The organism is Pseudaquabacterium inlustre, assembly GCF_038066595.1.
Taxonomy (GTDB): Bacteria; Pseudomonadota; Gammaproteobacteria; order Burkholderiales; family Burkholderiaceae_C; genus Pseudaquabacterium; species Pseudaquabacterium inlustre.
In genome coordinates, this window is sequence record NZ_JBBUTH010000010.1 from 412,483 (window position 1) to 431,687 (window position 19,205).

15 protein-coding genes are annotated in these 19,205 nt (G+C 69.5%); 9 read left to right on the forward strand and 6 right to left on the reverse strand.

Annotated elements, in window-relative coordinates; all coding sequences use genetic code 11:
• Positions 1 to 287: 287 nt before the first annotated feature.
• Positions 288 to 2,210, reverse strand: coding sequence for an FAD-dependent monooxygenase (locus AACH10_RS22170; protein ID WP_341412708.1), 1,923 nt, complete (start codon positions 2,208 to 2,210; stop codon positions 288 to 290).
• 137 nt (positions 2,211 to 2,347) lie between these two features.
• On the opposite strand from AACH10_RS22170, the gene AACH10_RS22175 reads away from it, so the two are divergent.
• On the forward strand, positions 2,348 to 2,767 hold the full coding sequence (locus tag AACH10_RS22175; RefSeq protein WP_341412709.1) for a MarR family winged helix-turn-helix transcriptional regulator: 420 nt from the start codon (positions 2,348 to 2,350) through the stop codon (positions 2,765 to 2,767).
• Position 2,768: 1 nt separating this feature from the next.
• On the opposite strand, the gene AACH10_RS22180 is transcribed toward AACH10_RS22175, so the two are convergent.
• Both AACH10_RS22180 and AACH10_RS22185 read right to left on the reverse strand, forming a co-directional pair.
• Positions 2,769 to 4,811 carry an NAD(+) synthase gene (locus AACH10_RS22180; RefSeq protein ID WP_341412710.1) on the reverse strand — a complete coding sequence of 681 codons (2,043 nt, stop codon included), beginning with the start codon at positions 4,809 to 4,811 and terminating at the stop codon, positions 2,769 to 2,771.
• Between the two features lie 128 nt (positions 4,812 to 4,939).
• Positions 4,940 to 5,878 (reverse strand): LysR family transcriptional regulator, encoded by a 939-nt coding sequence (locus AACH10_RS22185; RefSeq protein ID WP_341412711.1) that lies wholly within the window; start codon positions 5,876 to 5,878, stop codon positions 4,940 to 4,942.
• A 99-nt stretch (positions 5,879 to 5,977) separates the two neighbouring features.
• Between AACH10_RS22185 and AACH10_RS22190 the strand changes: the two genes are divergently transcribed.
• The 5 genes from AACH10_RS22190 (at position 5,978) to AACH10_RS22210 (ending at position 11,793) form a co-directional block, all read left to right on the forward strand.
• A complete protein-coding gene (locus AACH10_RS22190; RefSeq protein WP_341412712.1) occupies positions 5,978 to 6,973 on the forward strand; it encodes a Bug family tripartite tricarboxylate transporter substrate binding protein in 996 nt (331 codons plus the stop codon).
• 7 nt (positions 6,974 to 6,980) lie between these two features.
• Complete coding sequence (locus AACH10_RS22195; RefSeq protein WP_341412713.1) at positions 6,981 to 8,708, forward strand: IlvD/Edd family dehydratase; 1,728 nt, start codon at positions 6,981 to 6,983, stop codon at positions 8,706 to 8,708.
• A 71-nt stretch (positions 8,709 to 8,779) separates the two neighbouring features.
• The gene (locus AACH10_RS22200) at positions 8,780 to 9,745 is read left to right on the forward strand and encodes an amidohydrolase family protein (protein ID WP_341412714.1); all 966 of its coding nucleotides are present in this window, start codon (positions 8,780 to 8,782) and stop codon (positions 9,743 to 9,745) included.
• 111 nt (positions 9,746 to 9,856) lie between these two features.
• Positions 9,857 to 10,339, forward strand: coding sequence for an acyl-CoA thioesterase (locus AACH10_RS22205; RefSeq protein ID WP_341412715.1), 483 nt, complete (start codon positions 9,857 to 9,859; stop codon positions 10,337 to 10,339).
• A gap of 149 nt (positions 10,340 to 10,488) precedes the next feature.
• A complete protein-coding gene (locus AACH10_RS22210; RefSeq protein ID WP_341412716.1) occupies positions 10,489 to 11,793 on the forward strand; it encodes a S41 family peptidase in 1,305 nt (434 codons plus the stop codon).
• Between the two features lie 11 nt (positions 11,794 to 11,804).
• On the opposite strand, the gene AACH10_RS22215 is transcribed toward AACH10_RS22210, so the two are convergent.
• On the reverse strand, positions 11,805 to 13,094 hold the full coding sequence (locus AACH10_RS22215; RefSeq protein ID WP_341412717.1) for an ABC transporter substrate-binding protein: 1,290 nt from the start codon (positions 13,092 to 13,094) through the stop codon (positions 11,805 to 11,807).
• Positions 13,095 to 13,242: 148 nt separating this feature from the next.
• Complete coding sequence (locus AACH10_RS22220; RefSeq protein ID WP_341412718.1) at positions 13,243 to 13,854, reverse strand: TetR/AcrR family transcriptional regulator; 612 nt, start codon at positions 13,852 to 13,854, stop codon at positions 13,243 to 13,245.
• 127 nt (positions 13,855 to 13,981) lie between these two features.
• Between AACH10_RS22220 and AACH10_RS22225 the strand changes: the two genes are divergently transcribed.
• From AACH10_RS22225 to AACH10_RS22235, 3 genes are read left to right on the forward strand one after another with little or no spacing between them, the layout of a single operon-like run.
• Positions 13,982 to 14,785 carry an SDR family NAD(P)-dependent oxidoreductase gene (locus AACH10_RS22225; protein WP_341412719.1) on the forward strand — a complete coding sequence of 268 codons (804 nt, stop codon included), beginning with the start codon at positions 13,982 to 13,984 and terminating at the stop codon, positions 14,783 to 14,785.
• Between the two features lie 20 nt (positions 14,786 to 14,805).
• Positions 14,806 to 15,942 carry a DUF5938 domain-containing protein gene (locus AACH10_RS22230; protein WP_341412720.1) on the forward strand — a complete coding sequence of 379 codons (1,137 nt, stop codon included), beginning with the start codon at positions 14,806 to 14,808 and terminating at the stop codon, positions 15,940 to 15,942.
• A gap of 5 nt (positions 15,943 to 15,947) precedes the next feature.
• Positions 15,948 to 17,501, forward strand: a complete 1,554-nt coding sequence (locus tag AACH10_RS22235) for an AMP-binding protein (RefSeq protein ID WP_341412721.1) — start codon at positions 15,948 to 15,950, stop codon at positions 17,499 to 17,501.
• On the opposite strand, the gene AACH10_RS22240 is transcribed toward AACH10_RS22235, so the two are convergent.
• On the reverse strand, positions 17,486 to 19,150 hold the full coding sequence (locus AACH10_RS22240; protein ID WP_341412722.1) for a long-chain fatty acid--CoA ligase: 1,665 nt from the start codon (positions 19,148 to 19,150) through the stop codon (positions 17,486 to 17,488). The two genes, AACH10_RS22235 and AACH10_RS22240, sit on opposite strands and share 16 nt — an antisense overlap.
• Positions 19,151 to 19,205: the final 55 nt, after the last annotated feature.

The following is a 19,205-nucleotide window of genomic DNA, read 5'->3' on the forward strand; positions in this document are numbered from 1 at the left end:
GATTGTGCGAATGACAGCACTCAACCGAAACCGCCAGTTCGCTTGAAATGTGCGAACGACCGTAACCGCTGCACAGCAGGCCCTCGTGTAGCGTGTCTACGACGCAACCCCTGGCTCTCGATCGAAGTGCTACGAATCCTGGGGGCAGCGCACGCCGACGTGGGCAAAAGCATCGGCAGATGTGCGCAGTGGATATGTGGTCGGATTGACTGTCGGTCAACATGGGCTGGACCGGATGGTCAGCACGGACTGATGCGCCGTTACCGAATCACTGGGCGCGCTGGTCTTTAAGGGGTAGTGCCTGCGAGCAGCCCCGCGAAATACGCGGCCAGTTCACCAAAGCCGTCCAGTGGCAGCACATTGGCCACGTACTGGTCGGGCCGCACCAGCACCATGCACCCGCGCTCGCGGTCGATGCCGCGCATGTCGAAGATGTCGCCCAGGCCCTTGTGGTCCACGCAGAACACCTTCTCGTGGTCTTGCAGCCCCAGCTTGCCCGTGCAGGGCTTCAGCAGCGCCGGCATCTGCTCGTAGGCCAGCTGGTCGAAGGTCTGTTGGAACACGGCGCGGAAGTCGATCACCGCATCCACGTCCTCGCCGGGCCGGGTGTGGCGCACCACCGGTGAAGCGGGGTCGTTCTGCAGCCAGTCGGCCAGGCGGTGGATGGCCGAGCCCGGTGCTGAGCTGTCGGCCCGGCCGGCAAAGGCGTACAGGCGCCAGCGTGCATCGGCCTCGGCCACATGGCCCAGCTGCATCTGCTTGGCATCCGACACCCGCACCACCGGCGCCGAGTGGAAGCGCCGGCCGATCTCCAGACCGCGTGCCAGCGCCTGGTGCGGGCTGGCGGCAAACAGCGCCGAGGTGTCGTACTTCACCGCCGTGCCGCCGGTGAACTCCAGGTTCTGCTTGAACTGGCGGATGATGCGCGGCTCCTCGGTGCCGTCGCGCTCGGCCTGGGTGGTGGGCGCCGACATGATGCGCGCCCAGGCATGGTCGGTCTCCACCAGGCGCCGGGCCTCGGTGAGCCGTTCTTTCGAGTAGCTGCGCAGCAGGCTGGCATCGGCCCGGCCCTGCAGCACATGCACCAGCTTCCAGCCCAGGTTGAAGGTGTCCTGCATCGACACGTTCATGCCCTGGCCGGCCTTGGGCGAATGGGTGTGGCAGGCGTCACCGGCGGTGAACACGCGCGGCGCGCGGTTGGAGCCTTCGGGCACATCGTCGAACTTGTCGGTGATGCTGTGGCCGATGTCGTAGATCGACCACCACACCACCTCCTTCACGTCGATGCGGTAGGGCCGGATGATGCGGTTGGCCGCGGCGATCATGTCGTCCTGCGTGAACTTGCGGCTGGCCGCCTTTTCATCCGGGCGCAGTTTGTCCAGCTCCACGTACATGCGGAACACATAGCCGCCCTCGCGCGGCAGGATCAGCACATTGCCTTCGCTGGCCGACGAGATCAGGCACTTCTGCCGCACGTCGGGAAAGTCGGTGTTGGCCAGGATGTCCATCACGCCCCAGGCCTGGTGCGCGGCGTCGCCATGCAGCACGCCGCCGATGGCCTTGCGTACGGCCGAGTGCGCGCCGTCGCAGCCCACCACGTAGTTGGCGCGCACGGTGCGCGTGCCCCACCAGTGCACGCCGGTGGCGTCCTTCAGCGTCACGGTCACCGGGTGGTCGTTGGTGTCGGGGTCGATCGTCAGCCCCACCACCTCCCAGCCGTAGTCGGGTTCCAGGCGTGAGGGCGCGTTCTTCATCACCTCCAGGAACAGCTCATGCAGCCGCGCCTGGTTGATCAGGATGTGCGGCATCTCGGAGCTGTCGTCGGCCACGTCCTGCACGCGGCCCACGCGGCGGATGTGTTGCGGGTTGGCCGGATCGGGCATCCAGAACGCGGTCTGGTTCACCCAGTAGGTCTCGCGCTTGACCTTGTCGGCGAAGCCGAAGGCCTGGAACATCTCCATCGTGCGCGTGTTGATGCCGTCGGCCTTGCCCTTGACGATGTTGCAGGGCATGCGCTCGACGATCATCGTCTCGATGTCGGGAAACTGCGCCAGCTGCGCCGCCAGGCACAGGCCGGCCGGGCCGGTGCCGGCGATCAGCACATCCACCTTCTCGGGCATGGGCTCATGCGCACCTCGGTTGCGGCGGTTGGGCGCCGCCTGCTTCACATCCGGGTTGCCGCCGCGAAAGCCGTCTTTGTAGAACTGCATGCCTGGTCTCCTGGGGGTTGGGCAGCGCCATCGACCCATGTGGGCAGCGCGGGATTGAATAGTATCTATGCTTACTATTGCCCGTCAAGATGGTGTGTACACTTATCAATCACGAGGTCAAGCAAGAAAGCGCGGGCATGGATTCACTCGACATGGCGGGGCACCTGATCCGCCGCCTGCACCAGCTGTCCACCCAGGTGTTCGTGCAGCGCACGCAGGCCGCGGGCTTTGACCTCACGCCCATCCAGTTTGCGGCGCTCGACGCCATCCAGACCCAGCCCGGCGCCGACCAGGCCACCATCGCCGAGATGATTGCCTATGACCGCGCCACCATCGGCGGCGTGATCGAGCGCCTGGAGCAGAAGGGCTGGGTGAAGCGCGTGGTGAGCGAGCGCGACCGCCGCGCGCGCGAGCTGTCGCTGACGCCCGACGGCGCACAGCTGCTGAAGGACTTGCTGCCGGTGGTGCGCGACCTGCAGGACGACATCCTGGCCGGCCTGGGTGCGGCCGATCGCAGCCGCTTTCTCAAGCTGGCGCGGCAGGCCGTGGGGCAGTAACTCAGGCGTCCGGAATCCGCGCCCAGTCGGCCAGCCACACGGCCGATTCACCATCGCTGGGGGCCCGCCAGTCACCCCGCGGCGACAGCGAGCCGCCCGAGCCCACCTTGGGCGCATTGGGCACGCAGCTGCGCTTCCACTGGCTGGTCTGGAAGAAGCGCCACAGGAAGGTGCGCAGGTGCTTCTTGATGGCCGGCAGATCGCGCTCGGGCACGCCCGCGAAGGCGTGCTGCGCCAGCCAGGCCACCTTGGCCGGGCTGAAGCCCGAGCGGATGGTGTGGTACAGGCTGAAGTCGTGCAGCTCGTAGGGGCCGAGCGTGTCTTCGGTGCTTTGCGCCGGGGCAGCGCCGCCATCGCCATCGGTGGCCGGCACCAGCTCGGGGCTGATCTCGGTGTCGGCGATGTCGAACAGCACCTGCGCCAGCTCGCGGCCGGACGCGTCATTGGCCTGTTGGGTGCCCACCCAGTGCACCAGGTGGCGCACCAGGGTCTTGGGCACGCTGGCGTTCACGTTGTAGTGCGACATGTGGTCGCCCACGCCGTAGGTGCACCAGCCCAGCGCCAGCTCGCTCAGGTCGCCCGTGCCCAGCACGAAGCCGTTGCGGTGGTTGGCCAGGCGGAACAGGTGGCTGGTGCGCTCGCCGGCCTGCACGTTCTCGAAGGTGATGTCGTACTGCGCCACGCCATTGGCCGCCGGGTGGCCGATGTCGGCCAGCATCTGCCGGCACGAGGGGCGGATGTCGATCTCGATGGCCGTGCAGCCCACGGCCGTCATCAGCCGGCGCGCCTGATCGAGCGTGCGGCTGCTGGTGGCAAAGCCCGGCATGGTCACGGCCAGGATGTCGCTGCGCGGGCGGCCCAGCCGGTCCATCGCACGCGCGGCCACCAGCAGGGCCTGCGTGCTGTCCAGCCCGCCCGAGATGCCGATCACGATGCAGGCGATGCCGCTGGCCGCCAGGCGCTGTGTGAGGCCCTGCACCTGGATGTCGTAGACCTCGTGGCAGCGCGCATCGCGCTCGGGGCCGTCGGCCGGCACGTAGGGGTGGCGGGCGATGCGGCGGTTCAGCGCCAGCGCGCCGGCGGGCAGATCGAGCGTGAACGCGATGCGGCGAAAGCGCGCGGTCTCGCCGCGGTGGCGCGCCGCGCACTGCGCAAAGCTGGTCTGGCGCATGCGCTCGTGCTGCAGGCGCTCCAGGTCGATGTCGGCGCTGATCCAGTGCGACTCGGCCACGAAGCGCGCGGATTCAGCCACCAGCGCGCCGTTCTCGTAGGCCAGGGCCTGGCCGTCCCAGGCCAGATCGGTGGTGCTTTCGCCCATGCCCGCCGAGGCGTACAGGTAGGCCGCCACACAGCGCGCCGATTGCGCCGCCGCCAGGTCGTGCCGGTAGGCGCTCTTGCCCACTGTGATGTTGGAGGCCGACAGGTTCAGCAGCAGCGTGGCACCGGCCATGGCCGCGAAGGACGAGGGCGGCACCGGCGTCCACACGTCCTCGCAGATCTCGGCATGCAGCACCAGGGCCGGCAGGTTGGCGGCCTGGAACAGCAGGTCAGGGCCGAACGGCACACCTTGGAAGCCGGCGACATTGACGCGATCCACCAGCGCATCGCCGGCCGGGTGGAACTGGCGCGCCTCGTAGAACTCGCCGTAATTGGGCAGGTAGGTCTTGGGCAGCAGGCCCAGCAGCCGGCCGCCATGGGCCACCGCCGCCACGTTGTACAGCGCGCCATCCACGCGCAGCGGCAGGCCCACCACGGCCAGCGCCGGGCAAGTGGCCGTGGCCTGCACCACCTGCGCCAGCGCGGCCTCGGCCGCGTCCAGCAGCGCATGCTGGTGGAACAGGTCATCGCAGGTGTAGGCCGTGAGGCCCAGTTCGGGGAACAGCACCACACGCGCGCCGGCCGCGGCGGCCTCGCGCAGCAGCGCGATCGTCTGCGCGGCATTGAAGGCCGGATCCGCCACCTTGCAGCGCGGCACCACCACCGCCGTGCGCACGAAGCCGTGGCGGTACAGGTTGTCGAAGGGGAGGGTGGCGGGCTGGGTCACGCGGGGTGCGGGTGGGGTGGGCGGGGTGCATGGATTCTAGGCAGCGCGGCTTTCGCTGACCGCGGCTGCCGGCGGCATGTCGCGTCGGCGGCCCCAGGCGGGGCCTTGTCATGGCCGCGGCGCCAGACTCAGCCGCGCCCATGACCGCAAACGGGCGCGCGTCGGGACAACTTCTGCCGGGCCGGGATCCTGTTCACGCCGAACACCGCCTCGGCGTGCTCCAGAAACATGCGTGCGATCGGTGCGTGCGGGCTCTGCAAGGCCCAGATCACCCCGCTGCGCCGCACGGGCGCCTGACCGGGCAGCGGCAGCCGTTCAATGGCCAGGCCGCGGCCCCACATGGCCGACCAGTCGGGCAGCAGCGAGATGCCCAGGCCCTGGTCCACCATCGAGGCGATCGACATCAGGCCGTTGATCTCCAGGCGCGTGTGCGGCGTGATGCCCTGCTGCCGCAGGTACTTGGCCGCCAGCTGACCACCCAGCACCGAGCGGTCGTACTGGATGTAGGGCTCGCTGGCGAGCAGCGCGTGCGCGCTGCGGCCCTTGGCCAGCGCCTTGGGGGCCACCACCACCAGCGGCTCGGCCATCAGCGTGCGCCACTCGCAGGTCTTGGGAATGGCGAACTGCGGCTCGATCACCACGGCCGCATCCAGGTCCCCGGCGGCCACCAGCCGGCACAGCTCGGCCGACGAGTTGGACACCACCGACACCGACAGATCCGGCCGCTGGCTGTACATGCGGCGCAGCACCGGCGGCAGCACCGTGGTGAGGGCCGACACGAACGTGCCCAGGCGCAGCTGGCCCAGCTGCACGTTCTCGTTGGCCAGCGCGCGCATGTCGCGCTCCTCGCGCAGCATGGCGCGCGCGCTTTCCAGCATGTTCAGCCCGGCTGCGGTGGGCTTGAGGGATCGGCCGGACCGGCGCACCAGCGTGCAGCCCAGATCGTCTTCCAGCGCCTTGAGCCGCGCGGTCACGGCCGGCGCCGTGAGGTCGAGCCGCCGCGCCGCCTCGGCCACCGAGCCGCAGTCCACCGTGGTGACGAAGCTGTGCACGTAACGCAGGTCCATACCAAACCTTTGTTTTGCTTTGAACAAGATGAACCAAGATTGTATTTGGGGCGTGCGTCTTGGACGATGGCGGCCACAGTGAACGACCCGGAGACACCCATGCCCCTGACGCCCCTGAACCGCCGCGATGCCCTGCGCCTGGCCGCGGCCGCCGCAACCTGCGCCTTGCCCGGGCTGGCCTTTGCGGCCTATCCCGATCGCGTGGTGAAGGTCGTCGTGCCCTTTGCCGCGGGCGGGGCGACCGACATCATCGGCCGCATCGTGGCCCAGCAGCTGGGCACCTCACTGGGGCAGCAGTTCATCGTGGAGAACAAGGGCGGCGCCGGCGGCAACCTGGGCGCCGAGGCGGTGGCCAAGGGCACGCCCGACGGCTACACCCTGTTGATGGGCGCGATGACCTCGCACGCCACCATCGCCACGCTGGAAAAAGGCAAGGTGCGCTATGACCTGATCAAGGACTTCAGCACCGTGGCCGTGGTGGGTCGGGTGCCGCTGGTGTTCGTGGTGCATCCGTCGCTGCCGGTCAAGTCCATGAAGGAGCTGGTGGCCTACATCCGCAGCCATCCTGGCAAGGTGTCGTTCGGCTCGTCGGGCGCCGGCGCGCCGCAGCGCATGGCCGCCGAGATGCTCAAGCTGCAGAACAAGCTGCAGACCGAGAACATCCCCTACCGTGGCAGCGGCCCGGCGGTGTCCGACCTGATTGCCGGGCAGCTGCACTTCATGGCCGAGACCATTCCCGCCGTGCTGCAGCACATCCGCGCCGGCAAGCTGCGCGCACTGGCGGTGGCCGGCTCCAGGCGCGACCCCAGCCTGCCCGACGTGCCCACCACGGCAGAGGCCGGCATGCCCGATCTGGAGGTGAGCTCCACGTTCGGCCTGCTGGCGCCGGCCAGCGTGCCCAAGGACGTGATCCAGCGGCTCAACGCCGAGGTCTACAAAAGCCTGCAGAAGGCCGACGTGCAGGCGCTGCTGGCGCAGCAGGGTGTGCAGGTGCAAAGCCCCATCACGCCGGAGGCGGCGCATGAACAGTTGAAGGCCGAAGTGGCCAAGTGGGCCAAGCTGATTGCCGAGGCCAGCATCAAGGCAGACGAGTGAGCCACCCATGAGCAAAGACACCCCCCAGGGCCTGAAGAAGGGCCTCACCAACTACGGCGACCAGGGCTTCTCGCTCTTCCTGCGCAAGGCCTTCATCAAGGGCGCCGGCTACACCGACGATGCGCTGGACCGTCCGGTCGTGGGCATCACCAACACCGGCAGCAGCTACAACCCCTGCCACGGCAACATGCCGCAGCTGATCGAGGCGGTCAAGCGCGGTGTGATGCTGGCCGGCGGCTTGCCGATGGACTTTCCGACGATCTCGGTGCACGAGAGCTTCTCGGCGCCCACCAGCATGTACCTGCGCAACCTGATGTCCATGGACACCGAGGAGCTGGTGCGGGCCCAGCCCATGGATGCCGTGGTGCTGATCGGCGGCTGCGACAAGACCGTGCCGGCGCAGCTGATGGGCGCGGCCTCGGCGGGCATCCCGGCCATCCAGCTGATCACCGGCTCCATGCTCACCGGCAGCCACCGCGGCGAGCGCGTGGGCGCCTGCACCGACTGCCGCCGCTACTGGGGCAAGTTCCGCGCCGAGGAGATCGGCGCCGACGAGATCAGCGACGTGAACAACCAGCTGGTGGCCAGCGTGGGCACCTGCTCGGTGATGGGCACGGCCAGCACCATGGCCTGTGCGGCCGAAGCGCTGGGCATGACCGTACCTGGCGGCGCCTCGCCGCCGGCCGTCACCGCCGACCGCATCCGCATCGCCGAGCAGACCGGCGCGCAGGCGGTGGCCATGGCCCGCGCCGGCCTGACCATCGACAAGATCCTCACGCCCGCCGCCTTCGAGAACGCGCTGCGCGTGCTGCTGGCGATTGGTGGCTCCACCAACGGCATCGTGCACCTGACGGCGATCGCCGGGCGCATGGGCATCGACATCGACCTGGCCGCGCTGGACCGCATGGGCACCGAGACGCCTGTGCTGCTGGACCTGAAGCCCTCGGGCCAGCACTACATGGAAGACTTCCACGCCGCCGGCGGCATGGCCACCTTGCTGCGTGAACTCAAGCCGCTGCTGCGCCTGGAGGCGTTGACGGTGACCGGCCGCACGCTGGGCGAGGAGATCGAGCGCGCCGGGCCGGGCTTTGCGCAGGACATCGTGCGCAGCGCGGCCAACCCGATCTATCCGCAGGGCGGGATCGCCGTGCTGCGCGGCAACCTGGCGCCCGGTGGCGCCATCATCAAGCAGTCGGCCGCCCACCCGGACCTGATGGAGCACGAGGGTCGCGCCGTGGTCTTCGAGAACGCGCAGGACATGGCCGAGCGCATCGACCGCGATGACCTGGACGTGACGGCCGACGACATCCTGGTGCTGAAGAACATCGGCCCCAAGGGCGCGCCGGGCATGCCCGAGGCGGGCTACATCCCGATCCCCAAGAAGCTGGCCCGCGCCGGCGTGAAGGACATCGTGCGCATCTCCGACGGGCGCATGAGCGGCACCGCCTTCGGCACCATCGTCCTGCACGTCACGCCCGAGGCGGCCATCGGCGGACCGCTGCTGCATGTGCGCCAGGGCGACCGCATCCGGTTGAGCGTGAAGAACCGCGAGATCACGCTGCAGGTCTCGGACGAGGAGCTGGCGCGCCGCGCGGCCGAGTGCCCGGTGGTGGAGCCGACGGCCGACCGCGGCTACCGCAAGCTGTTCCTGCAGACCGTGACCCAGGCCGACCAGGGCGTCGACTTCGACTTCCTGCGCGCCACCCGAACCATCGGCAAGGCACCCGAGCGCTGACAAGCCGAGGTGGGCCCAGGCGCACCCGCGTGCCCCCCGGGCGAGTTCCAAGAACCAACGGAGACAAGTGGATGAACGCGAACGATGAAACCTCGCGGCGCGAGGTGCTGCGCGCCCTGGGCGCCATGGCGGCCGGCGCCGGCCTGCTGGGCAGCGGCTGCGCCAGCAGGCCAGGCATGCTGGCAGAGCCGGTCAAGTGGTCCACCGGCCTGCAGCTGCCGCGCACCCGCGTGCCCGCCGATGCCTGCGACTGCCACCACCACATCTATGACCGCCGTCACCCCTGGGCGCCGGAAGCCACGCTGAAGCCCGGCGACGCGCTGGTGGCCGACTACCGCCAGCTGCAAAAGCGCATCGGCACCTCGCGCAACGTGATCGTCCAGCCGTCCAGCTACGGCACCGACAACCGGCTGCTGATGGCCAGCCTGGCGCAGTTCGGCGGGCGGGCACGCGGCGTGGCCGTGGTGAACACCAGCGTCTCGGACGACCAGCTGCGCGAGCTGCATGCCGCCGGTGTGCGCGGCATCCGCTTCAATCTGGCCCCGCCGGGCACCACCACGCTGAGCATGGTCAAGCCGCTGGCCGCGCGCATCGCGCCGCTGGGCTGGCATGTGCAGGTGCATGCCCCGGCCAATGACCTGATCCAGATGAAGGCGGTGTTCTCCGACCTGCCATGCCCGGTGGTCTTTGACCACCTGGGCCGCCTGCCGCAGCCCGGCGCCCTGCAGCACCCCACCCACGCGATGATCCGCGACCTGATCCAGCGCGACCGGGCGTACGTGAAGCTCTCCGGCTTCTACTTCGAGAGCCGGGCCGGCGCGCCGGGCTATGCCGACAGCGCCGAAGTGGCGCGCATTTATGCCGCCGACGCCCCCGAGCGCGTGGTGTGGGGCAGCGACTGGCCGCACCCGACCGAGCAGGCCAAGACGATCCCGGACGACGCCGCCTTGCTCGACGCGCTGGCGCAGGCCGTGCCGTCCGAAGCGGCCCGCCACAAGCTGCTGGTGGACAACCCGACACGCCTTTACTTCACTTGAACCGCCCCGAGCGCCGCGCCGCACGTCAACCGGCGCCAAGCGCTCGCGACATCGTGTCGGCCGTGAGTCTTCCCGTCCGGGGGGGGCACGGCGCGTGGCCTGGACGATCGCATGGAACTGCCCCGACACCAGCTGACGATGACCGTGCTGATGACGCCGGACACCGCCAACTTCGCAGGCAACGTCCATGGTGGAACCATCCTCAAGCTGCTTGACCAGGTCGCCTACGCATGCGCGAGTCGGTATGCCGGCCGGTATGTCGTCACGCTGTCGGTGGACCAGGTGATGTTCCGCCAGCCAGTGCACGTGGGTGAGCTGGTGACCTTCATGGCTTGCGTGAACCATACGGGATCGACTTCCATGGAGGTGGGGATCAAGGTCGTCGCACAGAACATCCGTTCACAGGCGACACGTCACGTCAACAGCTGCTTCTTCACCATGGTCGCCGTCGACGACGATCGCAGGCCGGTGCCGGTGATGCCCCTGTGCCCGACCTCACCCGATGAAAGACGGCGGCACGCGGCAGCGGTCGCTCGCAAGGAGCTTCGGCGTGAGTTTGAGCGGCGTGCGCAGGCGAAGATGCCTGCGGGTTGACGCGGCGCTGGTCATGCGGCGGCCGTCACCGCCTGGGTGGCTGCCAGCGATGGGCTAAGCTGCGGCGCCGTCACGCATCGGCGCCTTGGCGGGCTGGGTCGCAACGGCCCCACCCGTTGCCCGTTGCCCGTTCCGCGTTTGCGCTGTCCATGTCGCCCACGATGACGCTGCTCGATCCCCTGGCCCTGCGGCGTCTCGGCCGGCGTGTGCTCGGTGCTGCGGCGCTGGCCCTGGGCCTGGCGGCGTGTTCGACCGTGCCGACGGCACCGCCCGACGACGCGGCGGGCCGGGAGGCGCTGCTGGCCACGGTGTGGTCGACGCTGGGCGAGCGCCATGTGGATCCGCCGCCGCCGGCCTGGCCGCAGGCCATGGCGCGGCACCGTGCCGCCGTGCTGGCCGCGCCGCCGCTGGCGCAGGACCCGGACGCCCTGTGGCAGGCGCTGGACGGTCTGGCGGCCGAATGGCGTGACGCCCACACCCGGGTGGAAGGCCCGCGCGACCTGGCGCGCGTGCAGCGCCACGAGGTGGTGGGCCCGGGCTTCGGCCTGCTGCCCGTGGCCGGGCAGTGGGTGGCCACCGCCGTGCGTCCCGACAGCGCGGCCCATGCCGCCGGACTGCGCGACGGCATGGCCCTGCTGTCGTGGCAGGGCGAATCGCCACAGACCGTCTGGGCGCGACTGTCGCAGCAGTCCCGCACGAGCAGCACACCGCAGGCCACCGAGCAGCTGGCCCTGCGCCGCTGGCTGCACGGCGCGTCGGGCGGCCGGGTGGACACGGTGTGGGCGCGGCCCGACGCCGGTCCGCTGTCCATCAGCGTCGAGCAGCAGGTGTGGACGCGCCCGCCTCACTGGTCGGTGCAGCGCCTGCCCAGCGGTGTGACCGTGTTGCGCTGGAGCCACTTCGCCCCGGAACTGGAAGCCGGGCTGACGGCAGCGATCGGCCAGCTGGGACAGCAGGGGCCCGACGTGCGCGGCCTGGTGCTCGACCTGCGTGGCAACGGGGGCGGCAATTTCGACATGACCCAGCGCCTGGCTGCGGCGCTGCTGCCTGCGCGGGCCGAGGGCGCCATCGTCGGGCGCAAGGGCGAGCCGGGTGCATCCACGGTGCTGCACGGGCGCGGGCTCTACAACGGGCCGGTGGCGGTGCTGCAGGACCACGGCAGCGCCAGCGGATCCGAGCTGCTGGCCCGCACGCTCCAGGCGCTGGGCCGTGCCCGTGTGGTCGGCCAGGTCAGCTGCGGCTGTCTGTTGAGCATCACCCGCTACCTGCCGCTGGGCCCGCAGGCGCGCCTGGCCGTCAGTGAGCGCCACATCCGCTGGGCCGACGGGCGCGTGGAAGGGGTGGGCGTGCAACCCGACCTGCCGGTCGAGCGCAGCCTGGCCGCGGTGCAGGCCGGGCGTGACGAGGTGCTGGAAGCCGCTGAACGCTGGCTGCTGCAGGCGCCACGGCCCTGAGCGCCGGCCGGCTACACCGCCGAGCCTTCGAACACTGGCCCGAAGCGCACCCAGCGCTTGCCGTCAAAGCGCTGCAACTGCATCTGCTCCAGCGGCCGGTGGTCAGTGGGGCTGGTGTTGATCTTGATGCCGGGCAGCAGGATGGGGTTGTCCAGATCCTTCAGGTTGTTGGCCTGGGCCATGATGTTCCTGCGGCTGAAGTCGCCGTTGCACTGCTGCAGCACGCGGGTCATCACCATCGCCGTCATGTAGCCGTAGCTGTTGAACGAGTCGTCGGCATTGCCCTCGGGGTACCACCGGGCCATGAAGGCGCGGTAGGCCTTGATGCCGGGGTCGTCGGCCAGCGCGGGGTCGCTTGGATCCTTGGCATAGGTGGTGCTCATCACGCCGGTGGCGCGGTCCGCGCCGGCGGGCACCAGCACACCCTGGATCGACGACACGCCGGTGGCGATGTAGTGCGCGCCCTTGAAGCCCATGTCGCTGGCCTTGCGGATGACCATCGCGCCGAACTTGCCGGTCACGCCCGAGATCAGCGCATCCACCGGGCCGCTGAGCAATTGCACCAGCACCGAGTCGAGCGTGGGATCGGTCACCTCGTAGCTCAGGGCCTTGACCTGCGTGTCGTAGCGCGCGCCCAGCACGTCCTTGGCGCCGGCGATGTAGTCGCGGCCGAAGTCGTCGTTCTGGTAGACGATGGCGAACTTCGCGTCTGGCTTGTTGTGCAGCGTGTGCTTGATGGCCACCTGGCATTCCACCCGGCCACTGGGCGCGAAGGGCATCGACCAGGGGTTGGTCTTGTAGTCGGTCCACTTGTCGCCGTTGACCGACAGGAACAGGTGCGGCACGCCCAGCTGGTTGACGTAGCGCACGATGGCCGAGTTGGGCCCGGTGCCCAGGTTGCCGAACAGCAGAGCCACCTCGTCCTGCTCGATCAGCTTGCGCGCCATCTCGGCCGTCTTGGCCGGGTTGAAGCCATCGTCGTAGAAGATGAAGTTGATCTTGCGACCGGCCACGCCGCCCTGGTCGTTCACCATCTTGAAGTAGGCCGCCTGGGCGCGCGCGATGGTGCCCAGCGCCGACACCGGACCCGAGAGAGACGTGGTGTTGCCAATGCGGATCTCGGTGGCGGTGACGCCGGGGCTGGATTGGGCGCGGGCCAGGCTGGGCAGCAGCAGGCCCGCCAGGCTGGTGGAAGCCGAGCCGAGGAACAGCCGTCGGCGGTCCCGCGCGTCACGGTCGCCGCCGTGCGATCCCTTCAACCCCGGCGCCGCGCTGCGGGCGCGCTCTTCATGCTTGGACATCGTGCGTTGTCTCCTGTGCTGACGAGCACGCCCTTCACCCGGCGGGTGGGACGGCTGGCACACAAGCTAACCGATGGCCGTGGCGGCCGCAATGGGGACCAGCCACCATGCGGCAGCCAGCCTCCCGCGCGGCGGCGGCGCGTCAGGCTCAGGTGGCTGGCAGCAGGCAGCGCAACAGATCGGCCGTGTCGCGCCGGAGGTTGGCCACGGCCTTGCGGTCGCCCGACAGATGGCGCAGCAGCGCCTGTTCGAACAGCCCGTCCAGCGTGGCATACGCCAGTGACGGGCTGGGCAGCCGGTCGGTCTGCCCGCGCAGCGCGGCCAGGCGCGACAGCACCTTCCACACCATCTTCTCCAGGCTCTTGTCGATCAGGGCCACGTCGGCGCGGAAGGCTTCCTCGAACATCGCTTGCGAGCGCAGGTCGTACCACAGGCGGTGCAGCGGTGCCTCGTCGCGCAGCGTGTCGCCCAGCGTGGTGAGAAAGCCGTCGAGCAGCGCATCGGCCTCGGTGGCTTCGTCCACCAGGTGGTCGTAGCGCGTGACACAGCGCGCCTTGTACTGGCGCACGCTGCACAGGATCAGGTCGGTCTTGTCGCGGAAGTAGTAGTGCAGCACGCCGTGCGAGAAGGCCGAGTTCTGCGCGATCTCGCGCAGGCTGGTGCGCGCATAACCCAGCGAGGCCAGGGTCTGCAGCGTGGCTTCGCCGAGCTCGGCACGGCGTTGGTCGAACTTCTGGTCAGGGGGTGCGGCGGCTCGCATGATGGGTCAGACCTTATCACAGCCCGGTGTTTTCCCGCGGAATTTGGACGCTTGCCCAAATAAATCTTGACGACTGTCCAAACGAGTTTCACGATGCCTGCACCCACAACGACAGGAGACATGCAAGATGAGCAACTACAACCTGCAGGGCCGCCGCGCCCTGGTGACCGGCGGCGCCCGTGGATTGGGCGCCGGCATGGCGCAGGCGCTGGCCCAGGCCGGTGCCGCGGTGATGGTGGCCGACCTGCTGGAAGCCGAAGGGCGCGACACCGCCGGCATCATCCGCTCGGCCGGCGGACAGGCCAGCTTCGTGCGCATGGATGTGACGCAAGAGGCCGACTGGCAGCGCGCCGTGGACGCCACCATCGCCGAGTTGGGCGGCTTCGACATCCTGATCAACAACGCCGGCATCGAGGTCACGGCACTCGTCACCGAGGTGGAGGCCGACAGCCTGCGCCGCATGTTCGACGTCAACGTGGTCGGCACGCTGCTGGGCATGAAGCACGCGCTGCGCGCGATGCGCCCGGGTGGTGCGGCGGGCCAGGGCGGCGCCATCGTCAACGTGGCCTCGGTGGCGGCCACCATCGCGTTCCCGGCGATCGCCGGCTACTCGGCCACCAAGTCGGCGGTGGACCGCGCCACGCGCGTGGCCGCGGCCGAAGCCGGCAAGCTGGGCTACGGCGTGCGCGTCAACTGCGTCTACCCCGGCCTGGTGCCCACGGCGATGGGCATGCAGCTGGCCGGTGACGTGGTGGCGGCCGGGCTGTTCCCGTCGCCCGAGGCGGCTGTGGGCGCCATCGTCGGCGAGACGCCGCTGGGCCGCCTGGGCGAGGTGGCCGACATGGCCGATGCCGTGGTGTTCCTGTGCTCCGACGCCTCGCGCTTCATCACCGGCATCGGCCTGCCGGTGGATGGCGGCATGGGCATGTGAGATCAACCGAGGAGAAGAGCATGAGCAGTTCCAAGAAGCCCGTCGTCGTCTACGGCGCCTCCGGCTACACCGGCCGACTGGTGTGCGAGTACCTGCGCGAGTACGGCATCGCCTTCATCGCCGCCGGCCGCAGCCGCGACAAGCTGCAGGACGCGATGCGCAACCATGTGGCCGGCATCGAGACCGCCGACTACGAGGTGGTCGAGGTCGAGCATTCGGCCAAGGCGCTCACCGAGCTGTTCCGCGGCGCCTCGGTGGTGCTGAACACGGTCGGCCCGTTCGCCAAGTTCGGGCCCGAGGTGGTGCAGGCCTGCCTGGCCGCCGGTTGCCACTACACCGACACCACCGGCGAGCAGGACTGGCTGATCACACTCGACCAGGAGTTCGGCAAGGCCTTCGCCAAGGCCGGCCTGCTGCTGGCGCCGGGGCTGGCCCACATGTACACCACCGGCGAGATCTCCGCGCAGCTGTGCCTGGAAACGCCGGGGCTCGACACCCTGGACATCGCGGTGTTCTGGGGCGGCAGCCCCACCATCGCGTCCACGCAGACCATCCTGGTCAACGCGGCCATGTCCAAGGCCTACCACCTGCAGCAGAACCAGTACGTGGAATGGCAGCCCGACACCGGCCTGGTGCAGCTGGCCATTCCGGGTCAGCATGAGCTGGCGCTGGCGCTGCCCTGGGGCGGTACCTCGCACCCGGTGTGGTTCAAGCGCGATCCACGCGTGGCCAACGTCAAGGTGCTGGGCGGCGTGTTCAACAAGGCGCTGATGCAGGGCGTGCCGCTGATCGTGGAAGCCGCCGTCAAGGCCACCGCCGGCATGGGCAGCGACGAGCGCTACGCCGCGCTGGCGCAGACGGCGGCCGGCGTGATGAACAGCATGCCGCCGCGTGAGAACCCGCGGCTGAACAAGTCGGTGGATTCGGTGCATGCCAGCGGGCCGCTGGGGCGCGCGCACTGCGTCATCTACGGCAACTGCAACTACAAGCAGACCGGCCTGCTGCAGGCCTTTGCTGCCAACTGGCTGCTGCAGCAGCCGCCGCTGCGCGCGGGCTTTGCGTCAGGCTGCCAGGCCTTTGGCCACCAGGCGCTGCTGGGCGCGCTGCGCAGCTTCGGCCTGGTGCAGGCGCCGGTGCTCACCGTGCACACCGCCTGATCCACATGCAACTGGTCGACTACCTCGACAAGGGCGCCCAGCTGGGCGCCGACCGGCCCTGCCTGACGATGGGCGCGCGCGACTGGCCGTACGCCGAGGTGCAGCGCTTCAGCCACCAGGTGGGCCGGGCGCTGGCTGCCAGCGGCGTGGCACCGGGCCAGCAGGTGGCCGTGCTGTCGTCCAACGACGCCGCGGCCTTTGCCTGTGTGTTCGGCATCTCGCGCGCGGCGGCCGTGTGGTGCCCGGTGAACCCGCGCAACGGCGTGGACGAGAACCGCCAGGTGCTGCAGGCCTTCGACTGCGTGGCCCTGCTGTTCCACAGCCACTATGCCGACATGGTGCAGGCCATGCGCGGCCAGCTGCCGCAGCTGCGCACGCTGGTGTGCATCGATCGCGCACTCGACTTCGCACCCGCGCTGGCCGATTGGCTGAGTGATGTGGACAGCAGCCCGTTCCACGCCCCGCCCGCGGGTGAGCTGGTGATGCTGCCCGGCACCGGCGGCACCACCGGCCAGCCCAAGGGCGTGATGCTGTCGGGCCGCAACCTCGAGGCCATGAGCGCGCTGACGCTGATGGGCTACCCCTTCGCGGGCCGGCCCACCTACCTGGCGCTGGCGCCGCTGACCCATGCCGCCGGCGTGCTGTGCCTGCCGATCATGGCGCTCGGCGGGCGCATCGTGATCCTGCCCAGCCCCGACCTGGGCGAGTTCCTGGCCCAGATCGAGCAACGCCAGGTCACGCACACCTTCCTGCCGCCCACGCTGATCTACATGCTGCTGCAGCACCCCCAGCTGGCCCACACGCGGCTCGATTCACTGCAGTGCTTCTGGTACGGCGCCGCGCCGATGGCGCCCGCCAAACTGCAGGAGGCGCTGCAACGCATCGGCCCGGTGATGGCCCAGCTGTTCGGCCAGACGGAGGCGCCGATGATGATCAGCATGCTGCCGCCGGCCGAGCACTTCCATGCCGATGGCTCGGTGGCCGTGGAGCGCCTGGCCACCGCCGGCCGGCCCGGCCCGCTGGTGCAGGTGGCCATCATGGACGCGCAGGGCCACCTGCTGCCCGATGGCGAGACCGGCGAGATCGTGGTGCGCGGCTCGCTGGTGATGATGGGCTACTACAAGAACCCCGAGGCCACCGCCGAGGCCGGCCGCCACGGCTGGCACCACACCGGCGACATCGGCCGGCTGTCGGAAGACGGCTATCTGAGCATCGTCGACCGCGCCAAGGACATGATCATCAGCGGCGGCTTCAACGTCTATTCGGCCGAGGTCGAGCAGGCGCTGATGCAGCACCCCGCCGTGCAGGACTGCGCCGTGGTCGGCCTGCCCGACGACAAGTGGGGCGAGCGCGTGGTGGCCGTGCTGCAGCCGCTGCCCGGCCAGACGCCGGCGCCACACGAGGTACAGGCCTTCGTGAAGGCGCGCCTGGGCAGCGTGAAGACGCCCAAGCAGGTGCTGTTGTGGCCTGACCTGCCACGCTCCAAGGTGGGCAAGGTGCTGAAGAAGGAGGTGCGCGCCGCGCTGCTGGCCGCTGCGGCCGATCAGGCGTTGCGCTGAACGCCCGGCAGCACGTGGCCGGCGAACTGCTGGCGCAGCGTTAGCTTGTGCACCTTGCCCGTGCCGGTCATGGGCATGGCCTCGACGAAGGCCACGTCGTCGGGCAGCCACCAGTCGGCCACCTTGCCGCGCATGAAGTCGATCAGCGCGTGCGGTGTCAGGGTGCTGCCAGGCTTGCGCACCGCCACCAGCAGCGGACGCTCCTGCCACTTGGGGTGGGCCACGGCGATCACCGCGGCCTGCAGCACCTCGGGGTGGCCCACGGCCACGTTCTCCAGCTCGATCGAGCTGATCCATTCGCCGCCGCTCTTGATCACGTCCTTCGAGCGGTCGGTCAGCTGGATGCGGCCATCGGGCGCGATGGTGGCCAGGTCGCCGGTCTTGAGCCAGCCATCCTCGTCCAGCGCGCTGCCGCCCTCGTTCTTGAAGTAGGCCGAGCTGACCCACGGCGCCTGCACCCGGAAGTGGCCCACGGTCTTGCCGTCCTGCGGCAGCTCGTGGCCGTCATCGTCCACCAGGCGGTAGCGCACGCCGCAGGCGGCGCGGCCCGAACTCATGCGCGCGTCCACCCGCTCGTCGAAGCTGCGCGGCTCGGCGCTGGGCGCCATCAGCACCGAGCTGCCGCCCAGCGCTTCGGTCATGCCCCAGGCCTGCAGGATCTCGACACCGTAGTCGCGGTCGAGCGTGGCCATCAGCGAGCGCGGCACGGCCGAGCCGCTGGACAGCGAGTAGCGCAGCGTGGAGAAGCGCTTGCCGTTGCGCTGCAGCCAGTCGAGGATGATCAGCCAGAAGGTGGGCACGCCGCAGGTCAGGGTGACGCGCTCGCCCTCCAGCAGTTCGTACAGCTTGTCGGGCTCGTAGTTGCGGCCGGGCAGCACCAGCTTGGCGCCGTGCATCGGCGCCAGGTACGGGAACTGCCAGGCATTGCCGTGGAACATCGGCGCCATCGGCATCAGCACCGGCAGGTCGCCGTTCTCGCTGCGCAAGCCCACCAGCGGGCCGAACATCATCGCCACCAACATGGCTGAGCGGTGCGAATACACCACCCCCTTGGGGTTGCCGGTGGTGCCCGAGGTGTAGCAGATGGTCGACGCGCTGCGCTCGTCGAACTCGGGCCACACGTAATCCGGTGCTTCAGCGGCCAGCAACTCCTCGTAGCACAGCAGGGGCTTGGGCAGCGTGGTGCTGGCCGGCATCGTGGCGCGGTGGTCCATCATCACGAAGGCTTCCACCGTGCTCAGCTGGCTGGCGATCTTCTCGACGATGGGCAGTGTCATCGCGTCGATGAACAGCAGCCGGTCTTCGGCGTGGTTGATGATGTAGACGATCTGCTCGAGGTGCAGCCGCGGGTTCACCGTGTGCAGCACGGCACCGGTGCCCGACACGCCGTAGAACATCTCGAACTGGTGGTGGGTGTTCCAGGCCAGGGCGCCCACGCGGTCGCCCATGCGCATGCCCAGGCGGGTGATGGCATGGGCCAGCTGGCGCATGCGGGCATGCGCCTGGCCGTAGGTGTAGCGGTGCAGTCCACCGTCGATGGTGCGCGCGACGATCTCGGTGTCGGTGTGATAGCGCGCCGCGTGCTCGATGATCGACGAGATCATCAGCGGCTTGTCCATGATCAGGCCGGGCAGCACGGGCGGGGGCATGGGGTGGGCTCCGAGGGACGACGCTGCATCTTGCGGCGGCCTGGCGCGCACGGCC

Excerpts from the sequence above, each read along its gene's own strand:
- AACH10_RS22170 (WP_341412708.1), bottom strand. The coding sequence starts at position 2,210 with ATGCAGTTCTACAAAGACGGCTTTCGCGGCGGCAACCCGGATGTGAAG.
- AACH10_RS22175 (WP_341412709.1), top strand. The coding sequence starts at position 2,348 with ATGGATTCACTCGACATGGCGGGGCACCTGATCCGCCGCCTGCACCAG.
- AACH10_RS22185 (WP_341412711.1), bottom strand. The coding sequence starts at position 5,878 with ATGGACCTGCGTTACGTGCACAGCTTCGTCACCACGGTGGACTGCGGC.
- AACH10_RS22190 (WP_341412712.1), top strand. The coding sequence starts at position 5,978 with ATGCCCCTGACGCCCCTGAACCGCCGCGATGCCCTGCGCCTGGCCGCG.
- AACH10_RS22195 (WP_341412713.1), top strand. The coding sequence starts at position 6,981 with ATGAGCAAAGACACCCCCCAGGGCCTGAAGAAGGGCCTCACCAACTAC.
- AACH10_RS22200 (WP_341412714.1), top strand. The coding sequence starts at position 8,780 with ATGAACGCGAACGATGAAACCTCGCGGCGCGAGGTGCTGCGCGCCCTG.
- AACH10_RS22205 (WP_341412715.1), top strand. The coding sequence starts at position 9,857 with ATGGAACTGCCCCGACACCAGCTGACGATGACCGTGCTGATGACGCCG.
- AACH10_RS22210 (WP_341412716.1), top strand. The coding sequence starts at position 10,489 with ATGTCGCCCACGATGACGCTGCTCGATCCCCTGGCCCTGCGGCGTCTC.
- AACH10_RS22215 (WP_341412717.1), bottom strand. The coding sequence starts at position 13,094 with ATGTCCAAGCATGAAGAGCGCGCCCGCAGCGCGGCGCCGGGGTTGAAG.
- AACH10_RS22220 (WP_341412718.1), bottom strand. The coding sequence starts at position 13,854 with ATGCGAGCCGCCGCACCCCCTGACCAGAAGTTCGACCAACGCCGTGCC.
- AACH10_RS22225 (WP_341412719.1), top strand. The coding sequence starts at position 13,982 with ATGAGCAACTACAACCTGCAGGGCCGCCGCGCCCTGGTGACCGGCGGC.
- AACH10_RS22230 (WP_341412720.1), top strand. The coding sequence starts at position 14,806 with ATGAGCAGTTCCAAGAAGCCCGTCGTCGTCTACGGCGCCTCCGGCTAC.
- AACH10_RS22235 (WP_341412721.1), top strand. The coding sequence starts at position 15,948 with ATGCAACTGGTCGACTACCTCGACAAGGGCGCCCAGCTGGGCGCCGAC.
- AACH10_RS22240 (WP_341412722.1), bottom strand. The coding sequence starts at position 19,150 with ATGCCCCCGCCCGTGCTGCCCGGCCTGATCATGGACAAGCCGCTGATG.